This window comes from Chryseobacterium sp. FH2 (assembly GCF_001045455.1).
Lineage (GTDB): Bacteria > Bacteroidota > Bacteroidia > Flavobacteriales > Weeksellaceae > Chryseobacterium.
Window position 1 is genome coordinate 79,780 of record NZ_LFNE01000010.1, and the last position, 17,990, is coordinate 97,769.

16 protein-coding genes and 1 tRNA gene are annotated in these 17,990 nt (G+C 35.7%); all 17 read right to left on the minus strand.

Annotation, left to right across the window (positions count from 1 at the left end; all coding sequences use genetic code 11):
- Positions 1–59: 59 nt before the first annotated feature.
- The 17 genes from ACM39_RS14840 to ACM39_RS14920 all read right to left on the minus strand — a co-directional run bounded on the left by ACM39_RS14840 (position 60) and on the right by ACM39_RS14920 (position 17,987).
- Entirely contained in the window at positions 60–1,343 is a 1,284-nt protein-coding gene (locus ACM39_RS14840; RefSeq protein WP_048511839.1) for an ectonucleotide pyrophosphatase/phosphodiesterase, read from the minus strand.
- A 128-nt stretch (positions 1,344–1,471) separates the two neighbouring features.
- Positions 1,472–2,218, minus strand: coding sequence for a T9SS type A sorting domain-containing protein (locus ACM39_RS14845; protein ID WP_048511840.1), 747 nt, complete (start codon positions 2,216–2,218; stop codon positions 1,472–1,474).
- A gap of 3 nt (positions 2,219–2,221) precedes the next feature.
- Positions 2,222–2,749 carry an ankyrin repeat domain-containing protein gene (locus tag ACM39_RS14850; protein ID WP_048511841.1) on the minus strand — a complete coding sequence of 176 codons (528 nt, stop codon included), beginning with the start codon at positions 2,747–2,749 and terminating at the stop codon, positions 2,222–2,224.
- Positions 2,746–3,291 (minus strand): YceI family protein, encoded by a 546-nt coding sequence (locus ACM39_RS14855; protein WP_048511842.1) that lies wholly within the window; start codon positions 3,289–3,291, stop codon positions 2,746–2,748. The genes ACM39_RS14850 and ACM39_RS14855 overlap by 4 nt, the downstream gene beginning before the upstream one ends.
- Before the next feature lie 11 nt (positions 3,292–3,302).
- Positions 3,303–3,653, minus strand: a complete 351-nt coding sequence (locus ACM39_RS14860) for a c-type cytochrome (protein ID WP_228377127.1) — start codon at positions 3,651–3,653, stop codon at positions 3,303–3,305.
- Position 3,654: 1 nt separating this feature from the next.
- The gene (locus ACM39_RS14865) at positions 3,655–4,494 is read right to left on the minus strand and encodes a DUF5777 family beta-barrel protein (protein WP_048511843.1); all 840 of its coding nucleotides are present in this window, start codon (positions 4,492–4,494) and stop codon (positions 3,655–3,657) included.
- 127 nt (positions 4,495–4,621) lie between these two features.
- Entirely contained in the window at positions 4,622–5,272 is a 651-nt protein-coding gene (locus tag ACM39_RS14870) for a Crp/Fnr family transcriptional regulator (RefSeq protein ID WP_048511844.1), read from the minus strand.
- 188 nt (positions 5,273–5,460) lie between these two features.
- Entirely contained in the window at positions 5,461–5,766 is a 306-nt protein-coding gene (locus ACM39_RS14875; protein ID WP_034702050.1) for a DUF3467 domain-containing protein, read from the minus strand.
- An 87-nt stretch (positions 5,767–5,853) separates the two neighbouring features.
- Positions 5,854–10,119 carry a DNA-directed RNA polymerase subunit beta' gene (rpoC, locus tag ACM39_RS14880; protein ID WP_048511845.1) on the minus strand — a complete coding sequence of 1,422 codons (4,266 nt, stop codon included), beginning with the start codon at positions 10,117–10,119 and terminating at the stop codon, positions 5,854–5,856.
- Positions 10,120–10,203: 84 nt separating this feature from the next.
- Positions 10,204–14,025 carry a DNA-directed RNA polymerase subunit beta gene (gene rpoB, locus ACM39_RS14885; RefSeq protein WP_048511846.1) on the minus strand — a complete coding sequence of 1,274 codons (3,822 nt, stop codon included), beginning with the start codon at positions 14,023–14,025 and terminating at the stop codon, positions 10,204–10,206.
- Positions 14,026–14,655: 630 nt separating this feature from the next.
- Complete coding sequence (gene rplL, locus ACM39_RS14890; protein WP_034749652.1) at positions 14,656–15,021, minus strand: 50S ribosomal protein L7/L12; 366 nt, start codon at positions 15,019–15,021, stop codon at positions 14,656–14,658.
- A gap of 46 nt (positions 15,022–15,067) precedes the next feature.
- Entirely contained in the window at positions 15,068–15,655 is a 588-nt protein-coding gene (gene rplJ, locus ACM39_RS14895) for a 50S ribosomal protein L10 (protein ID WP_048511847.1), read from the minus strand.
- Between the two features lie 18 nt (positions 15,656–15,673).
- The gene (gene rplA / locus ACM39_RS14900) at positions 15,674–16,366 is read right to left on the minus strand and encodes a 50S ribosomal protein L1 (RefSeq protein ID WP_047399347.1); all 693 of its coding nucleotides are present in this window, start codon (positions 16,364–16,366) and stop codon (positions 15,674–15,676) included.
- 11 nt (positions 16,367–16,377) lie between these two features.
- Positions 16,378–16,821 carry a 50S ribosomal protein L11 gene (rplK, locus tag ACM39_RS14905; protein WP_048511988.1) on the minus strand — a complete coding sequence of 148 codons (444 nt, stop codon included), beginning with the start codon at positions 16,819–16,821 and terminating at the stop codon, positions 16,378–16,380.
- A 315-nt stretch (positions 16,822–17,136) separates the two neighbouring features.
- Positions 17,137–17,679 carry a transcription termination/antitermination protein NusG gene (gene nusG / locus ACM39_RS14910; protein ID WP_048511848.1) on the minus strand — a complete coding sequence of 181 codons (543 nt, stop codon included), beginning with the start codon at positions 17,677–17,679 and terminating at the stop codon, positions 17,137–17,139.
- An 18-nt stretch (positions 17,680–17,697) separates the two neighbouring features.
- Positions 17,698–17,904, minus strand: a complete 207-nt coding sequence (gene secE, locus ACM39_RS14915) for a preprotein translocase subunit SecE (RefSeq protein ID WP_048511849.1) — start codon at positions 17,902–17,904, stop codon at positions 17,698–17,700.
- 12 nt (positions 17,905–17,916) lie between these two features.
- Positions 17,917–17,987: transfer RNA gene (locus ACM39_RS14920), tRNA-Trp, on the minus strand.
- Between the last annotated feature and the right edge of the window lie 3 nt (positions 17,988–17,990).

A 17,990-nucleotide genomic window follows, 5' to 3' on the forward strand; every position in this document is an offset into this window, starting at 1 on the left:
CGCCGAAACTATTTAAATATTGAAGTTAACTTACTTTAAACTAAGAAACTTCACCCCCTCTACTTTTTCTTTTTTAAAGTCTCTTTCAAAACTTTTAGTTTTCCATCAATTGGCTGGTCTATTTTTAGTTCTAAAATTTCAGCAACTAAAGGATAAACATTGATATTTTGAAATTCATCAATCACCAAATTACTTTTAAATTCAGTACCCCAAGCGAGGAATGTTGCTTTCATTTCAGGAACAATCTTCGGATTATAACCGTGTTTTCCCACAGATGTTTTCTTTCCTTTCTCTAAAAATATTTTAGGGGCTCTTGGTATCAATAAAATTTGCCCGATTCTGTTATATTTATCATCTTTTAAACCAAAGTGGAGATATTTAGGCAGTTTCTTATCCAAATAAACCTCATAATCATCCGTTTTATTAGCTTTTAATTCCTGATAAACATCTTTAACTTCGTCAGGATTTTTAACGTAGACTCTCAACAAAGTCTGAGAGTTATAAAAATCAAATCTGGTTTTATCAAACAAAACAGCAGGAATTTCTAAAGGATTTCCACCGTCAACTTTTATCATTCCGTGATCTGAAACAAAAACAAAATTTACATTTTTTAATCCTAAATCATTCACTTTCTGAACCAATTCTCCAATCGCTTTATCAACTAAATGTACCGCATCTTCCGTTTCTTTTGTATCCGGTCCGAAATGATGGCCGCTTCCATCCACCTCAGGGAAATAAAGAGAAATGAAATGCGGACGTTTATCCATAGGTAATTTCAACCAATTAATCACTTTATCAACTTTTTCTGATGGTGTGAATTTTTCATGATAAGGATAATAATAAGTAGGTCTTTTTCCTCCTGCGTCACTCGCAGACCCTACCCACATTAATGAAGCTGAAATCATTCCCTGCTTTTCAGCCAATCCCCAAAGTGGAATTCCACCATACCAACTGCCGTCTTCTGCATTCTTTCGATCATTCATTGCATAGTTTTCCTTTCTTTTATAGTCGTAGAAAAAGTTATCAATCAAACCGTGATGAGAAGGATAAAGTCCTGTAACCAAAGTCCAATGATTCGGAAAAGTAATACTCGGATAACTTGGGATCATTGCCTTAGCCTGAACTCCCCCATTTGAAAACTTTAAAAGATTTTCAGCATTATATTTTTTAGCATAATCATAACGAAAGCCATCTGCAGAAATCATTATTACATAAGGTTTTGTCTGCGCTTCAACACTGTTATATCTATTGGGAATAATTATTTGAGCAGTATCAATACTTCCATTTTGAGCAAAAACTGTCAGCGAAAAAATCAACAGTAAAAATTGTAATCCTTGCTTCATTTGTTTATAAATTTTAAGCAAAGTTACTCTCCCTAAATTACACCTAAAAGTTTCCTGGGTTAAAAAAACATTAAAAGCACTTTTTAGAATTGTTGTAAATAAAAAAGCCACTTTTCAGTGGCTTCTGTTTATTCTTTAATCAACTTTTCATAGGATAACGTTCCATCCTTATGAGTAATTTCAAAATAGTAGCTTCCTGATTTCAAATCATTAACATTAATGTTTTCTCCATCCATATTTACACTTCTTATTTTTCTGCCTGATGTTTCATAAATATCAACAGATTTAATTTTATCAGCATTTTTAAAACTTACTGTTTCTTTTGCAGGGTTTGGATAAAGTATAATTTTTTTACTGGCTAAAACCAAATCATTTGTTCCCAAAGCCGCAGTCCTTGTCAATGTCGCATAATCCCTATCCGAACCATGGTATCCAAGAGCCGGATTTCCTAATCTCCTGGAATAAAAAATATTAATACTTGAATTAGAATTTGCGATCGCAAAATCTCCGGAACCACCTGCAAGGCTTCTTGTAGCAACAATTGTTCTTGTACTCCCCGATACATTATTGGTAGTTACAGTCCAGTCTTGGGAGGCATCTGCGGTTGGTGTAATTCCTATTCCTCCAAAAGTGTAATCCCTGTTCGCCGAAGAATTATAAATAAATCCATCCGCACCATTAGCCATTCCGCTGGAACCAAAACCGATTCCAAGCATTGAATTACTGTCTCCTGTCAATGTCATAGTCACCGTAGTGGGTGTAGTATCTATTTTCACAGTCATATCAGCAGTTGGTAAGCTAACTGTACCTGTTGTAAATTGAGCAAATACAAAATTTGCAAAAGCCAGACTAAATGTGAGTAAAACTTTTTTCATATTTTAATTTTTTAAGAGGTTGATAATTTCTTTGTTATTTGTTTGCAGTGCATATTCAAAGGGAGTCATTCCCTGTGAATCTTTGATAGATTTATCTGCTTTATTTTTAAGCAATAATTCTGTTAATTCTTTATTTCCGAATTTCACAGCCCAGAATAACGGAGTAGATCCTGTAGCATCCGTGATGTTTGGATTGGCATTTTTTTTAAGTAAATACTCTACCAAATCTTTATTATACTTCACAGAAAGCCCTGCCAAAGCGGTTCCTTCCTGACTTGTATAATTGATATCTTTCACATTATCCATTAAAAATTTAGCCACTTCTGTATTTCCCCTATAGCATGCTAAAATTAGCGGGGAAAACCCATGGTCATTGGTTTCATTGATAATATCCGGATTCTGTTTCATCAGTTCTTTAACTTCTGCCACAGTTCCGCTTCTTGCAATATCAAAAATAGATTTTGCTTTTTCCTGAGCTGATATAAATGTTAAGCTCAGGAACATACTTAGAAGTAGCATTAAATTTTTCATTGTTTTACCAATACATAATTATATTCTACATTCACACTTTCTGCAACCTTTTTCATTACCATTTTCGGAATTGTTACTTTGTAATCTGCTGCTTTTGCTACAAAACTTCCCTGCATATAAATTTTACCATCTTTAGCATAAATAGTAGCATTAGAAGTAATTGTATTGTCTACACCGTGAAAGTTTAACTTTCCCTGAATTGTATATTTCTGGGGACTGGCAGTAAGCTTTGTTTTATCAAAATTTAAAATCTTTCCTGTAAAAGTTGATTTCTGGTATTTTGCTGTTTCTGCATAGCTTTCGTTAAAATGCTCTTCCATTAACTTGGTTTTAAAATGGAAATTTTTTACAACAGAAATAGATGCCATATCTCCTGTATCTGCATTTAATACCACCACGTTGTTGTCATCCTGGGCAAAAACATCTTCAAACAAAGGAACAGATGCTTCAAAAGTTACTTTACCTGTTTTTGAGCTATATTTTTGGGCCAAAGCCAGATTCGAGAAAAGTAACGATACAATAATTAGTACTAATTTTTTCATATTGAGTTAGTTTAATTTTCCATAAGCCCATCGGCTTTCCATTTAATAAAAACATTTATCTGGCTGTTTGATAAAGAACCTCCTTGAGGCATTTTACCTGGATCTCCGTTTGGCCTTTCTATACGATCTATAATTCCGTCAATATTATTTTTAACATCATTATAAGTTGTAAAAGGTTTAAAAGAAGCTGCTCCCGTTGGCGAATGACATACAATGCAGTTATTATCTACGATTGATTTCACATCTGTGTTGTATTTGACCACTTCCGGGAGGGGTGTATTATCCGAAATTTCTTCATAGGTTCTGCTTTCACATGAAATAAGGAATGCACAACCCGACACTATGTATAAAAACTTTTTCATGCTAAAAAACTCTATAAAGATTAAATCCAAAGAAAACATGTCCTTTTCCCCATTCTCCGGCTGCATTCGTAAGATAACCTATATCAGAATTAAGCTGAGAATTTGAAAATACAAGCTGAAAAACGTGTCCTCCGGTTTCTATATCCATGCCTAATGACAAAGGATTTTTGTAGAAACTGTGATCATCAAAATTCACAAAGTATTCAGCGTTGACAGAAATTCTTTTAGAGATTTTGTAGCGCCCTCCCAGCCCTGTCAAAAATTGATTTTTGTCTTCAATAGCTGGCTCGTAAAGATTTTTGTGTACATAAGAAGGCGTTAATTGCAAAGAAAATTTGTCACTAAATCTTCTTGAAATCAGTGCCTGTGTAAGATAAGAAAGCCTGTTGCCAAACTTTAGATAAGGATAATTATCTTTATCCAAATCGGTGTTTACTGCCATTACATTATACCCTACAATATCAACCGGAAAATTATCATTTTGCTTTAGCAGGCTATACTTTGCTCCTCCTTCAAAAGTTTTCATGTTAGTCTCTCGGGAAAAGCTCAGAGAAAGGCCATCCGTCAAGCCATAAATAACTCCTAATTTTGTAGAAGCATCATCTAATCCAAAAAAGTTTTTAAATCCCGTGCTTATATCACCAAATCGGTGGGCAACCACAATATACCATTCATTTTTTGCAGAAAGCTTTGTAGATTGGGCCGTGACGACTTGCAGTGCCTTGAAGGCTGGCTGTGCGGTTTCGGTTGTTTTAATGGTGTCAATATCCTTCAACAAATCTTCCTGAGAATAGGCAAAAAATGATGAGAACATCGACAAAAATAATAAAGTTTTTGTCATACAAATTTTTAATTAAGTTATTCGTATGACAAACTTATCACGTTAACATTTCAAAAGTATGTGATAAAAGTCACCAATGAAATTGTTTTTATCAATCATAATGTTAAATTAATTAAAACAAAATATATTAGATATATCTAACATTTTCATTTTCAGGAATTCTTATCCCTTCTTTGCTTTGTAAGATTTCTCCTTCATTTTCAATTTTTTTTAAAACTCTGCTTACCACCTCTCTTGAAGTTCCCAAACTATTGGCAATCTCTTTATGGGTCAGCTTAATCGGATGATTTCCTGTAATGGCTATTTGATGCTTGATATGATTCAAAACTCTTTTGTCTAGCCTATGAAATACTGCATCATTCACCATATTCATAACATCGCAAAAACGTTTATCATATTCATGATAAAAAATCCTGTTAATCTCAGGAAAACGTATCAGCCAGTCATGCATAACCGAAACGGGTATTAACAGTACTTGTGAATCTTCCTCAGTAATGGCATAAACCTTACTTATATAATCATTAAAAATAGAAGAGAAGGTCATCAGACAACTGTCATCAGGTCTTACATAATAGTAAATTAATTCTCTCCCATCATTCAGAGAATAAACTTTTATAGATCCTTCTATTAAAAAGAGCACATATTTCACTTTTTGTCCTTCACCAATTATTTCGGTTTTTGCCTTTATATTATTGACAAGAGCGTATTGTTGAAGTTCATTTGCGAAATCACTACCTAAAAATCCAAATTTATTAAAAACAAACTGTTTATTTATCATATCTTTTTATATCATAATCAACAAATATATAAAATTCATTAAATGATAAGTATTAAACTTTTATTACAGACAATAAATACTAAAATAATTTTTTAAATATCATTGCTCAACTATTATTAAACAAAAACTTTTAATAAAAAAAGTGCCTCAATAAATTGAGGCACTCTTATTTATGATTAAGAAAAATCTTAAGCTTGTACGTTGTTACCACCTAATACGAAAGGCTCAACTTCTTTGATTTCTCCAAATTGCTGTTCGTAGTTAGTAATATTTTGTTGAAGAGCAGAAAGTACTCTTTTAGCATGAAGTGGAGCAAGAATGATTCTTGATCTTACTTTAGCCTGCTGTACACCCGGCATTAATTGGATGAAATCTACAACGAATTCAGATGGAGAGTGGTTTACCAATGCTAAGTTAGCATATACTCCAGCAGCTACCATTTCGTTTAATTCGATGTTGATGTTTCCGTCTTGTGGATTTTGATTGTTGTCCATTGTTATAAATTATTTTTTTTGAATTTGAAATTTGAGATTGTGAAAGTATAAAAATAAATTCAAACCTCAAATTTCAAATTATTAATTTTAGTTAAGATCTTCAAATTCTTTTTTAGAACCTACGATAACATTCTGATATTCTTTAAGACCTGTACCTGCAGGAATTCTGTGTCCTACAATTACATTTTCTTTAAGACCACCAAGATAATCTACCTTACCAGCAACTGCTGCTTCGTTTAGAACCTTAGTTGTTTCCTGGAATGATGCTGCAGACATGAATGATTTAGTTTGAAGAGCTGCTCTTGTAATACCCTGAAGTACAGGCGTTGCTGTAGCAGGTAAAGCTTCTCTTACTTCAACCAAGGCTTGATCTTCACGCTTCAGCTTAGAATTTTCATCTCTTAATTCTCTTGCTGTAATCATCTGACCTGGCTTGAATTCTTTAGAATCACCCGCGTCAACTACAACTTTAAGACCAAATACTCTGTTATTTTCTTCCAAGAAATCGAATTTATGCTCAAGGGCTCCTTCAAGGAACTGAGTATCACCTCCATCAACGATAGATACTTTCGTCATCATCTGTCTTACGATGATTTCGAAGTGCTTGTCATCAATTTTTACCCCTTGTAGACGATAAACCTCCTGAATTTCATTTACCAGATATTCCTGAACCGCAGTTGGACCTTTGATTCTTAAAATATCGTCTGGCGTAATAGAACCGTCAGAAAGCGGAGAACCAGCTCTTACGAAGTCATTCTCCTGAACCAGGATCTGGTTTGATAATTTAACTAAGTAAATTTTTCTTTCACCAGTTTTAGCTTCAACGATAAGTTCACGGTTACCTCTCTTAATTTTTCCGTAAGAAACTACACCGTCGATTTCTGTAACAACCGCCGGGTTTGAAGGGTTTCTTGCTTCGAATAATTCGGTAACTCTCGGAAGACCTCCGGTGATATCCCCTGCTTTTGCAGATTTTCTTGGGATTTTGATTAAAACTTTACCAGCCTTAATTTTCTCACCATCATTTACCATCAAGTGGGCTCCTACCGGCAAGTTGTAAGCTCTTTGCTCAACACCTTTAGAATCTACCACTTTCAAAGTAGGTACGGCTTTCTTATTTCTAGATTCTGAGATTACTTTCTCTTCGAATCCTGTCTGTTCATCAATCTCCAATTGGAATGAAACCCCTTGGATAATATCTTCATACTCTACCTTACCAGAAGTTTCTGCAATGATAACCGCGTTATACGGATCCCATCTACAGATTATATCTCCTTTTTTCACTTTATCACCTGGTTTTACAGATAATATCGAACCGTAAGGTACGTTTGCCACCATCAATGGTGTTCTTGTTTCGTTATCAGCAACTAATCTAAATTCTGTAGAACGAGACACTACCACTTCAGCAGTTTTTCCGTTTTCATCTTCAGAAGTAATGGTTCTTACCTCATCCATTTCAACGATACCATCTCTTCTAGCCACAATTGATGGGTTTTCTGAAACGTTACCTGCAGTACCCCCCTGGTGGAAAGTTCTCAACGTAAGCTGAGTTCCCGGCTCCCCAATTGATTGTGCTGCAATTACACCTACCGCTTCACCCATATGAATTACTTTACCTGTTGCCAAGTTTCTACCGTAACATTTAGCACAGATACCTTTTTTCGCTTCACAGGTAAGTGGTGAACGTACCTCAACTGCTTCTAATCCTGCTTCTTCAATTCTCTTAGCTAATGCTTCGTTAATTACCTGATCAGCTTCAGCAATTAGTTCATCTGTTTCCGGGTCATAAATATTGTGAAGAGAAACCCTACCTAAGATTCTTTCAGAGATTTTTTCAACGATCTCATCATTTTTCTTAAGAGCAGTGACTTCTGTACCTCTTAAAGTACCACAATCATCTCCGGTAACGATAACGTCTTGAGCAACGTCTACCAATCTTCTTGTCAAGTAACCGGCATCGGCTGTCTTAAGAGCGGTATCTGCAAGACCTTTACGGGCACCGTGAGTAGAAATAAAGTATTCAAGGATTGAAAGACCTTCTTTAAAGTTTGCAAGAATCGGGTTTTCGATGATTTCTGCACCGGTAGAACCTGCTTTTTGCGGTTTTGCCATCAAACCTCTCATCCCTGATAACTGACGAATCTGTTCTTTAGAACCCCTCGCTCCAGAATCAAGCATCATATATACAGAATTGAATCCACCTTGGTCAGATTTCATTCTGCTCATGATCATTTCAGTCAATCCTGCGTTTGTGTTTGTCCAAACGTCAATTACCTGGTTATAACGTTCTGTATCTGTAATCAGACCCATGTTATAATTAGCTCTAATTTCATCTACAGCTTCAATTGACTGGGCAATCATCTGCTTCTTCTCAACAGGAACTACAATATCTCCAAGTGAGAATGAAAGGCCTCCTTTGAATGCATTTGAATATCCTAAGTCTTTCATTGCATCCAGGAACTTCACCGTTGTAGGGAAATCTGTATCTGCAAGAATTTTACCGATAACGTTTCTTAATGATTTCTTAGTTAAAAGTTCATTAATATATCCTGACTGTTTAGGTACAATTTGGTTAAATAAAATTCTACCAACAGAAGTTTCGATTAATTTTGTGACTAATTCTCCGTTTTCTTTAACAGGTAGTCTACATCTTACCTTAGCATTTAAAGAAACTTTTCCTTCAGCATAAGCAATTTCCGCTTCCTCAGGAGAATAGAATGCAAGACCTTCCCCTTTCACTTTCATTGTCTCAGTAGAGCTTAATTCTTTAGTCATGAAATAAAGACCAAGAACCATGTCCTGAGAAGGTACTGTAATCGGAGAACCGTTTGCAGGGTTCAAAATATTCTGAGAACCTAACATCAATAACTGAGCTTCTAAAATCGCTTCAGGGCCTAACGGTAAATGTACCGCCATCTGGTCACCATCGAAATCGGCGTTGAAGGCTGTCGTTACTAACGGGTGTAGCTGAATTGCCTTACCCTCGATCATTTTAGGCTGGAAAGCCTGGATACCCAATCTGTGAAGCGTAGGTGCTCTGTTCAATAGAACAGGGTGTCCTTTCATCACATTTTCAAGGATATCATAAACTACCGGTTCTTTTCTGTCAATAATTCTCTTTGCAGATTTTACTGTTTTTACAATACCTCTTTCAATTAGTTTTCTAATGATAAATGGTTTGTACAATTCCGCAGCCATATCTTTAGGGATACCACATTCGTGAAGCTGTAAGTTTGGACCTACAACAATTACCGAACGCGCAGAGTAGTCAACCCTTTTTCCTAATAAGTTCTGACGGAAACGCCCCTGCTTACCTTTCAATGAATCAGAAAGAGATTTTAATGGTCTGTTTGACTCAGATTTTACTGCAGAAGATTTTCTTGTATTATCAAATAATGAATCTACTGATTCCTGAAGCATGCGCTTCTCGTTTCTCAAGATTACTTCAGGAGCTTTGATTTCCAATAGTCTCTTCAAACGGTTGTTTCTGATAATAACTCTTCTATAAAGGTCATTCAAATCGGAAGTAGCGAAACGTCCTCCATCCAACGGAACTAATGGTCTTAATTCTGGTGGTATAACCGGAAGTACGCGCATAATCATCCACTCCGGTCTGTTGATCATTCTCGTATTGGCTCCTCTCAATGCTTCTACAACGTTCAATCTTTTCAGAGCTTCAGTTCTTCTTTGTTTTGAACCTTCGTTGTGAGCTTTGTGTCTCAAGTCGAAAGACAATGCATCCAAATCGATTCTTCTTAATAATTCTTCAACAGCTTCAGCACCCATTTTAGCGATGAATTTGTTTGGATCAGAATCGTCAAGATATTGGTTCTCGATTGGAAGAGTTTCCATGATATCAAGGTACTCTTCTTCTGTCAAGAATTCCATTTTTTCAAAGTCAGAACCGTCTAATTTCTTAGCAATACCTTGCTGGATAACTACATATCTCTCATAGTAGATAATCATATCCAATTTCTTTGAAGGAATACCCAGAAGGTAACCGATTTTGTTTGGCAAAGAACGGAAATACCAGATGTGAGCGATAGGAACAACAAGATTAATGTGCCCGATTCTCTCTCTTCTTACTTTTTTCTCTGTAACTTCTACCCCACAACGGTCACAAACGATCCCTTTGTAACGAATTCTCTTGTATTTACCACAAGCACATTCGTAATCTTTGATAGGGCCAAAGATTTTTTCACAGAACAACCCGTCTCTCTCAGGTTTATGCGTTCTGTAGTTAATAGTTTCCGGCTTTAAAACCTCCCCTCTTGAGTCCTGTAAAATAGACTCCGGCGAAGCTAAACCGATGGTTATTTTATTAAATCTACTTGATTTATTTTTATTTGACATTTGTTAGATTTTAAATTTTAGATTTTAGATTTTAGATTAATGCATTGAATGAAACATTCAAAATTTATAATTTAAAATTTAAAATTATTCTTCAAGTCTTACGTCAAGTCCAAGACCTTGTAGCTCGTGAAGTAATACATTGAATGATTCCGGAATACCTGGTTCAGGCATAGATTCACCTTTTGCAATTGCTTCATAAGTTTTTGCTCTACCAATCACGTCATCCGACTTCACGGTCAAGATTTCTCTCAGGATATTTGATGCTCCGAATGCTTCAAGAGCCCAAACCTCCATCTCTCCGAATCTCTGACCTCCGAATTGAGCTTTACCTCCTAACGGTTGCTGAGTAATCAACGAGTAAGGTCCGATAGAACGTGCGTGCATCTTATCATCTACCATGTGACCTAATTTCAACATATAGATAACACCCACAGTAGCCGGCTGAGTAAATCTTTCCCCGGTACCACCATCATAAAGGTGAGTGTTACCGAATTTAGGAAGACCTGCTTTCTCTGTATACTCAGTGATTTGCTCAAGACTAGCCCCATCGAAGATTGGTGTAGCGAATGTCATACCTAATTTCTGACCAGCCCATCCAAGAACTGTTTCATAAATCTGGCCGATGTTCATACGAGAAGGTACCCCAAGTGGATTCAATACGATATCTACCGGTGTTCCATCTTCTAGGAACGGCATATCTTCTTCACGAACAATTCTCGAAACGATACCTTTGTTACCGTGACGTCCTGCCATTTTATCCCCTACATTCAGTTTACGTTTCTTAGCGATATAAACTTTAGCTAACTTCATGATACCTGCCGGAAGCTCATCTCCAATAGAAATTGCGAATTTCTCACGGTTTTTAACCCCTTGAATATCGTTGAATTTGATTTTATAATTGTGAATTAATTGTTTGATTAATTCATTCTTATCATTATCAACAGTCCAGTCTGAACCGCTAACGTTTACGTAATCTTCAACTGAAGTCAATAATTTGTGAGTAAATTTCACACCTTTACCGATTATTTCTTCATCCAGGTCATTTGTAACCCCTTGAGAAGTTTTACCGCTTACAAGTGTATTTAATTTTTCTATTAAAGTATTTCTCAACTCATCAAACTTAGCCTTGTAAGTATTTTCAATCTCTTCAAGTTTAAGTTTTTCTTCAGTTCTTTTCTTTTTATCTTTAATGTTTCTTGAGAACAATTTTTTGTTGATAACAACACCTCTCAATGAAGAGTCAGCTTTCAATGAAGCATCTTTTACATCGCCAGCTTTGTCACCGAAAATTGCTCTAAGAAGTTTTTCTTCAGGAGTCGGGTCAGATTCACCTTTTGGAGTGATTTTACCAATCATTATATCTCCAGGCTTCACTTCAGCACCAATTCTGATCATACCATTTTCGTCAAGATCTTTGGTAGCTTCTTCAGAAACGTTTGGAATATCTGCTGTAAGTTCTTCCATACCTAATTTAGTATCACGAACTTCCAGAGAATATTCATCCACATGGATTGAAGTAAACCAGTCTTCACGTACAACTTTTTCGTTGATTACAATCGCATCCTCAAAGTTGTACCCTTTCCAAGGCATGAAGGCAACTACTAAGTTTCTACCAAGAGCCAATTCCCCTTTTTCAGTAGCATAACCGTCGCAAAGAACCTGTCCTTTTTCTACTACATCACCTACCCTTACGTTTGGTCTTAATGTAATCGTGGTACTCTGGTTGGTTTTTCTAAATTTAGTAAGGTTATATGTTTTAGTAGCAGACTCAAACTGTACTAAATCTTCGTCTTCGCTTCTTTCATATTTAATAACAATTCTGTCAGCATCTACGTATTCAACAGTACCAGTACCCTCAGCATTGATCAAAATTCTAGAATCTCTTGCAACTTGTTGCTCAAGCCCTGTACCTACGATTGGAGCTTGTGGCTTCAATAAAGGAACTGCCTGACGCATCATGTTTGATCCCATCAACGCACGGTTTGCATCATCATGTTCCAAGAAAGGAATCAATGAAGCCGAAATACCAGAAATCTGGTTTGGTGCAACGTCAATAAGGTTTACCTGAGACGGCTCAACTACCGGGTAGTCACCATCCAGTCTTGCAATAATTCTGTCTGTTAAGAATTCTCCTTCGTCATTCAGCTCAACGTTTGCCTGAGCAATTACTTTATCTTCTTCATCTTCTGCATTCAAATAAATAGGAGCAGCATTAAGATCAATCTTACTGTTTTCTACTTTTCTGTATGGAGTTTCGATGAAACCTAAATTGTTGATTTTTGCATAAATACCTAAAGATGAAATCAAACCGATGTTTGGTCCTTCCGGGGTTTCGATCGGACAAATTCTTCCGTAGTGGGTATGGTGAACGTCACGAACCTCGAAACCTGCTCTTTCTCTTGATAAACCACCAGGCCCTAGTGCAGATAATCTTCTCTTGTGAGTAATCTCTGACAACGGGTTTGTCTGGTCCATAAACTGAGAAAGCTGGTTGGTACCGAAGAATGAGTTGATTACAGATGTTAAAGTCTTAGCATTAACCAGATCCAGCGGAGTAAAGATTTCGTTATCTCTAACGTTCATTCTTTCTTTAATTGTTCTGGCAATTCTCGAAAGACCTACACCAAACTGACCTGCTAATTGCTCACCAACAGTTTTAATTCTTCTGTTTGATAAGTGGTCAATATCATCAACTTCAGCCTTAGAGTTTACAAGCTCTATCAAATGTCTTACGATAGCAATGATATCTTCTTTTGTAAGAACTTCAGTAGTAGTTGGGATATTTAGACCTAACTTTTTGTTTAGTCTGTAACGTCCTACTTCACCTAATGAATATCTTTGCTCAGAGAAGAATAATTTTTCAATAATTCCTCTTGCAGTTTCCTCATCTGGTGGATCTGCATTTCTTAGCTGACGATAAATATATTCTACCGCTTCTTTTTCAGAGTTAGTAGGGTCTTTTTGTAATGTGTTCTGGATAATAGAGAACTCATTGCTGTTTTCTTTGTGAATCAAGATAGATTTCACACCAGCATCAAGAATAAGATCCAAATGTTCTTTTTCAAGAATAGTCTCTCTATCCAAGATGATTTCGTTTCTTTCGATAGAAACCACCTCACCTGTATCTTCATCTACGAAATCTTCGAACCAGGTGTTCAATACTCTCGCAGCCAATGTTCTTCCTTCCACTTTTTTAAGGGCAGCTTTAGAAACTTTCACTTCTTCAGCAAGGTCGAAGATCTGAAGGATATCCTTATCAGATTCGAAACCGATAGCTCTTAATAAAGTAGTTAATGGTAACTTTTTCTTACGATCGATATAAGCATACATTACGCTGTTGATATCCGTCGTAAATTCCATCCAAGATCCTTTGAAAGGAATAATTCTTGAATAATAAAGTTTAGTTCCGTTTGCGTGGTAAGTTTGCCCGAAGAATACACCAGGTGAACGGTGAAGCTGCGTAACAATTACTCTTTCAGCACCATTGATGATAAAAGATCCACTAGGCGTCATGTAAGGAACCGGGCCTAAATATACATCCTGCACCACAGTTTGGAAATCCTCGTGCTCAGGGTCTGTACAATACAATTTAAGTCTTGCTTTAAGAGGTACTGAATACGTCAATCCTCTTTCCACACACTCATTGATTGAATAACGTGGAGAATCTACCAAATAATCTATGAACTCCAATACAAATTGGTTTCTAGAATCGGTAATCGGGAAATTTTCCTGAAAAGTCTTGTACAAACCTTCGTTTGTTCTGTCTTCCGGAAGGGTATCAAGCTGGAAAAAATCACTGAAAGACTCAATTTGGATATCCAAAAAGTCCGGAGTAATAATTTTTCCTTTCGCTGATGAGAAATTAACTCTCTGATTTCCCCTAGTTGTAGCTGTTGTTTTACTCATAAAACTTTTAAAGAAAGGGTTAAAAAATATTTTGATTTAAAAAAATATCAGAAAAAAAGAAAGAGAAGAGATAAAAGATAAAGACATGATAATGTTTGGCGCTATTAAGAAATCTTTTTTCTTTTTTCTTGATTCTCAGAATCTTATTCCTAACTGCAACGCTGGTATATCTTTTCACAGCGTAATGCAAAATATTTTTATTACTTTTGAGGCTGAATCTACCGCAATATCTATATACAAGAAAGCCCTTTCATTTTCATGAAAGAGGTGATTCACAGTATTTTATAGATTTACAAACAATTTTTCGCGCCAAAAGAGGAGCAAAAGTACGAAAATTTATCTATATTCACAAATAAAATCAATTCATTCTTAAGCTATTAAATATTTTCTAATAAAACACCATCCTTTCGAATAGCCTCTCCTTATTACTAGGAAATTTTTCTTAAAAATTATTTGCCAATAATTTTACGATTTTGTATTACTACCAATTGTATTTAATATACATTTTCAAGAATTACTAATATTCAAATACAATTGACAATTATTAAAAACTTATCAATAGCATACAAGCATAAAACAAAAAAAGCCTGAGCAAATTGCTCAGGCTTTATATTTGTAAGGTAAATTGAATTATTTCAATTCTACTTCAGCACCAGCTTCTTCTAATTGCTTCTTAAGAGCTTCAGCTTCGTCTTTAGAAATTCCTTGCTTAATAGCAGCAGGAGCTCCGTCTACGATATCTTTAGCTTCTTTAAGACCAGCACCAGTTAAATCTTTTACTAATTTAACGATAGCTAATTTAGATGCACCTGCAGACTTAAGAATTACGTCGAACTCAGTCTTTTCTTCAGCAGCTTCTCCACCACCTGCAGCAACTACTACAGCAGCAGCAGCTGGCTCAATTCCGTACTCATCCTTAAGGATAGTAGCTAATTCGTTTACGTCTTTTACAGTTAGGTTTACTAGCGTTTCAGCTAAATTTTTTAAATCTGACATTGTTGTAATGTTTTTGTTGATTATTTATTTAATTTTTTGAGTGTAATTATTCAGCACTTGGAGTTTCTTCTGTGCTTTCTGCAGCAGCTTCTGGAGCTTCAGCAGGAGTTTCTTCTACAGCAGGAGCAGCTACTTCAGCTTTAGCCTCTACCGTTTCAGGTTTGTTTTGAAGAGCAGAAACAACTCTTTGAATTGGAGATTGAAGTAATCCGATGATTTCTCCGATCATTTCCTCTCTAGACTTGATATTAGCAAGTGTAGATAAGTTTTCATCTCCAACATAGAAAGTTTCCTGAAGGTAAGCAGACTTTAGAGCTGGCTTATCTTCTTTCTTTCTGAATCCTTGGATTAATTTTGCAGGAGCATTTGCAGTCTCAGCAATCATTAATGCAGAATTCCCTTTGAATGTAGTAAACATTTCAGAGTAATCTACTCCTTCAATTTGCTCCATTGCTTTTTGCAAAAGCGTATTTTTTACAACTTTTACTTTGATATTTTGTTTGAAAGCCTGTCTTCTGAATTCAGAAGATTTAGCAGCGTTCAAACCATCTAGATCTGCTACATAAACTACTTTAGCATCCTGAAGCAAATCTTTGATCTCTTGTATTGCTACAACTTTTTGGTCTTTTGTCATTGTCTTAAGGATTTTATATTAGTTAACAGATTTAGTATCAATTGCAATACCCGGACTCATTGTAGAAGATAGGTAAATGCTTTTTACATACGTTCCTTTAGCAGCGGTTGGTTTCATTTTGATCAATGTCTGGATAAGTTCCTGAGCATTTTCTTTGATCTTGGCAGCATCGAAAGATACTTTACCGATACCAGCATGGATGATACCATACTTGTCTACTTTGAAATCAATTTTCCCTGCTTTCACTTCAGTTACTGCTTTACCAATTTCCATAGTTACAGTTCCTGATTTAGGGTTAGGCATTAAACCTCTTGGTCCTAATACTCTACCTAATGGTCCTAATTTACCCATAACAGCCGGCATAGTAACGATAACGTCAACATCTGTCCAACCATCTTTTATTTTTTGTAAGTATTCGTCTAAACCTACATAATCAGCACCAGCTTCTTTAGCTTCAGCTTCTTTATCAGGAGTTACAAGAGCTAATACTTTAACATCTTTACCAGTTCCGTGAGGAAGAGATACAACACCTCTTACCATTTGGTTTGCTTTTCTTGGATCTACACCTAGTCTTACAGCAATATCTACAGAAGCATCAAACTTTGCAGTGTTTACTTCTTTTACAAGAGCTGAACCTTCGTCAAGGTTATAGATTCTACCTTTTTCTACTTTGCTTAAAGCCTCCTTTTGCTTTTTTGTTAATTTTGCCATTTCTCTAAGTTTTAAGCGTTAGTTGGTTTAGTTCCTGTTACTCTTAATCCCATAGATCTTGCAGTACCTGCAACCATAGAAAGAGCAGAATCCAATGTAAAGCAGTTAAGATCTGCCATTTTATCTTCAGCGATTTTTTTCACTTGATCCCAAGATACAGAACCTACTTTGTTTCTGTTTGGTTCTCCAGAGCCTCCCTTGATTTTAGCCGCATCCATTAACTGAATTGCTGCAGGTGGAGTTTTAATCACGAATTCAAAAGATTTGTCTTCGTATACTGTAATTACTACAGGTAAAACTTGCCCTGGCTTATCTTGGGTTCTTCCGTTAAATTGCTTACAAAACTCCATGATGTTCACACCTGCAGAACCCAATGCTGGACCTACTGGTGGAGAAGGGTTGGCAGCGCCACCTTTCACCTGAAGTTTTACCATTTTAAAGACTTTTTTAGCCATTTTTTGTTTTTTAAGATGAATAATTAATGAGTTTGGAAGCATTTATTATTCAGCAGATTACCGACTCACATACAGTAAATCTACTTTCGGTTTGCAAAATTATGAAATATTTTTGAAATAGCAAACGGATATTGTTGATTTTTAGAAAGATTAAAAAAAAATCTAAAATACTTTAAAATAAAAGTTTACTAAATAAGAAACCAGCTGTACTCTTTTTTATATTCAACCGTATTTATTTATACATCGATATCAGAATCCTGAAATATAAAAGACCACTTATTAAAGTGGTCTTTTATTTATATCTGATAAAATATTTTAAACTTTCTCTACTTGCATATAGCTAAGTTCCATTGGAGTTTTTCTACCGAAGATAAGAACTGAAACTTCGATCTTCTTTTTATCCTCAAGAATCTTTTCTACCGTACCATTGAATCCATTGAATGGGCCGTCAATTACTTTAACGTTTTCACCCACAATATAAGGAATTTCAACATCTGATGCAAATTCTGATAATTCATCCATTCTTCCAAGCATTCTGTTTACCTCAGATTTTCTCATTGGAACAGGATCTCCTCCTTTTGTCAGACTCAAGAAAGAAATAACTCCAGGGATGTTTTTAATAACATGAGGAATTTCTCCCATTAAATCAGCCTCAACCATCAAGTATCCAGGATAGTAAGGTCTTTCTTTAGGAACTTTTTTACCGTTTCTAATTTGAATAACCTTTTCCATAGGAATAACCACTTGAGTAACATACTGCTCAAAACCTAAACGTTTGATTTCTGTCTCAATATAGTTTTTCACTTTATTTTCCTGTCCGCTGATAGCTTTCAGCACATACCATTTCAGTTCGCTCATTGTGGGAAAATACTTTTTTTAGTTGAACAAGTTGATTAGCATTCCTATTATGTTGCTGACTGCTTTAGAAAACAATTCGTCAACTCCAAAAGTAAATAAAGCCAAGATAACTGTTGCAATAGTTACTACAATTGTAGAAGATTGCAGGTCAGACCATTTTGGCCATTCAACTTTATGTCTGAATTCGTTATAAGAACCTTTTAAAAAATCAATTAATGAACTCATAATTTATATTTGCACGGGCACAAGGATTCGAACCCTGATCAACGGTTTTGGAGACCGGTATCCTACCATTGGACGATGCCCGTAGA

Coding starts and splice junctions, on each gene's coding strand:
- rpoB (WP_048511846.1), bottom strand. CDS start 14,025: ATGAGTAAAACAACAGCTACAACTAGGGGAAATCAGAGAGTTAATTTC.
- ACM39_RS14875 (WP_034702050.1), bottom strand. CDS start 5,766: ATGGACAACAATCAAAATCCACAAGACGGAAACATCAACATCGAATTA.
- ACM39_RS14850 (WP_048511841.1), bottom strand. CDS start 2,749: ATGAAAAATTTAATGCTACTTCTAAGTATGTTCCTGAGCTTAACATTT.
- rplK (WP_048511988.1), bottom strand. CDS start 16,821: ATGGCTAAAAAAGTCTTTAAAATGGTAAAACTTCAGGTGAAAGGTGGC.
- rplA (WP_047399347.1), bottom strand. CDS start 16,366: ATGGCAAAATTAACAAAAAAGCAAAAGGAGGCTTTAAGCAAAGTAGAA.
- ACM39_RS14860 (WP_228377127.1), bottom strand. CDS start 3,653: ATGAAAAAGTTTTTATACATAGTGTCGGGTTGTGCATTCCTTATTTCA.
- ACM39_RS14865 (WP_048511843.1), bottom strand. CDS start 4,494: ATGACAAAAACTTTATTATTTTTGTCGATGTTCTCATCATTTTTTGCC.
- rplJ (WP_048511847.1), bottom strand. CDS start 15,655: ATGACAAAAGACCAAAAAGTTGTAGCAATACAAGAGATCAAAGATTTG.
- ACM39_RS14845 (WP_048511840.1), bottom strand. CDS start 2,218: ATGAAAAAAGTTTTACTCACATTTAGTCTGGCTTTTGCAAATTTTGTA.
- ACM39_RS14870 (WP_048511844.1), bottom strand. CDS start 5,272: ATGATAAATAAACAGTTTGTTTTTAATAAATTTGGATTTTTAGGTAGT.
- nusG (WP_048511848.1), bottom strand. CDS start 17,679: ATGAGCGAACTGAAATGGTATGTGCTGAAAGCTATCAGCGGACAGGAA.
- ACM39_RS14840 (WP_048511839.1), bottom strand. CDS start 1,343: ATGAAGCAAGGATTACAATTTTTACTGTTGATTTTTTCGCTGACAGTT.
- secE (WP_048511849.1), bottom strand. CDS start 17,904: ATGAGTTCATTAATTGATTTTTTAAAAGGTTCTTATAACGAATTCAGA.
- rplL (WP_034749652.1), bottom strand. CDS start 15,021: ATGTCAGATTTAAAAAATTTAGCTGAAACGCTAGTAAACCTAACTGTA.
- rpoC (WP_048511845.1), bottom strand. CDS start 10,119: ATGTCAAATAAAAATAAATCAAGTAGATTTAATAAAATAACCATCGGT.
- ACM39_RS14855 (WP_048511842.1), bottom strand. CDS start 3,291: ATGAAAAAATTAGTACTAATTATTGTATCGTTACTTTTCTCGAATCTG.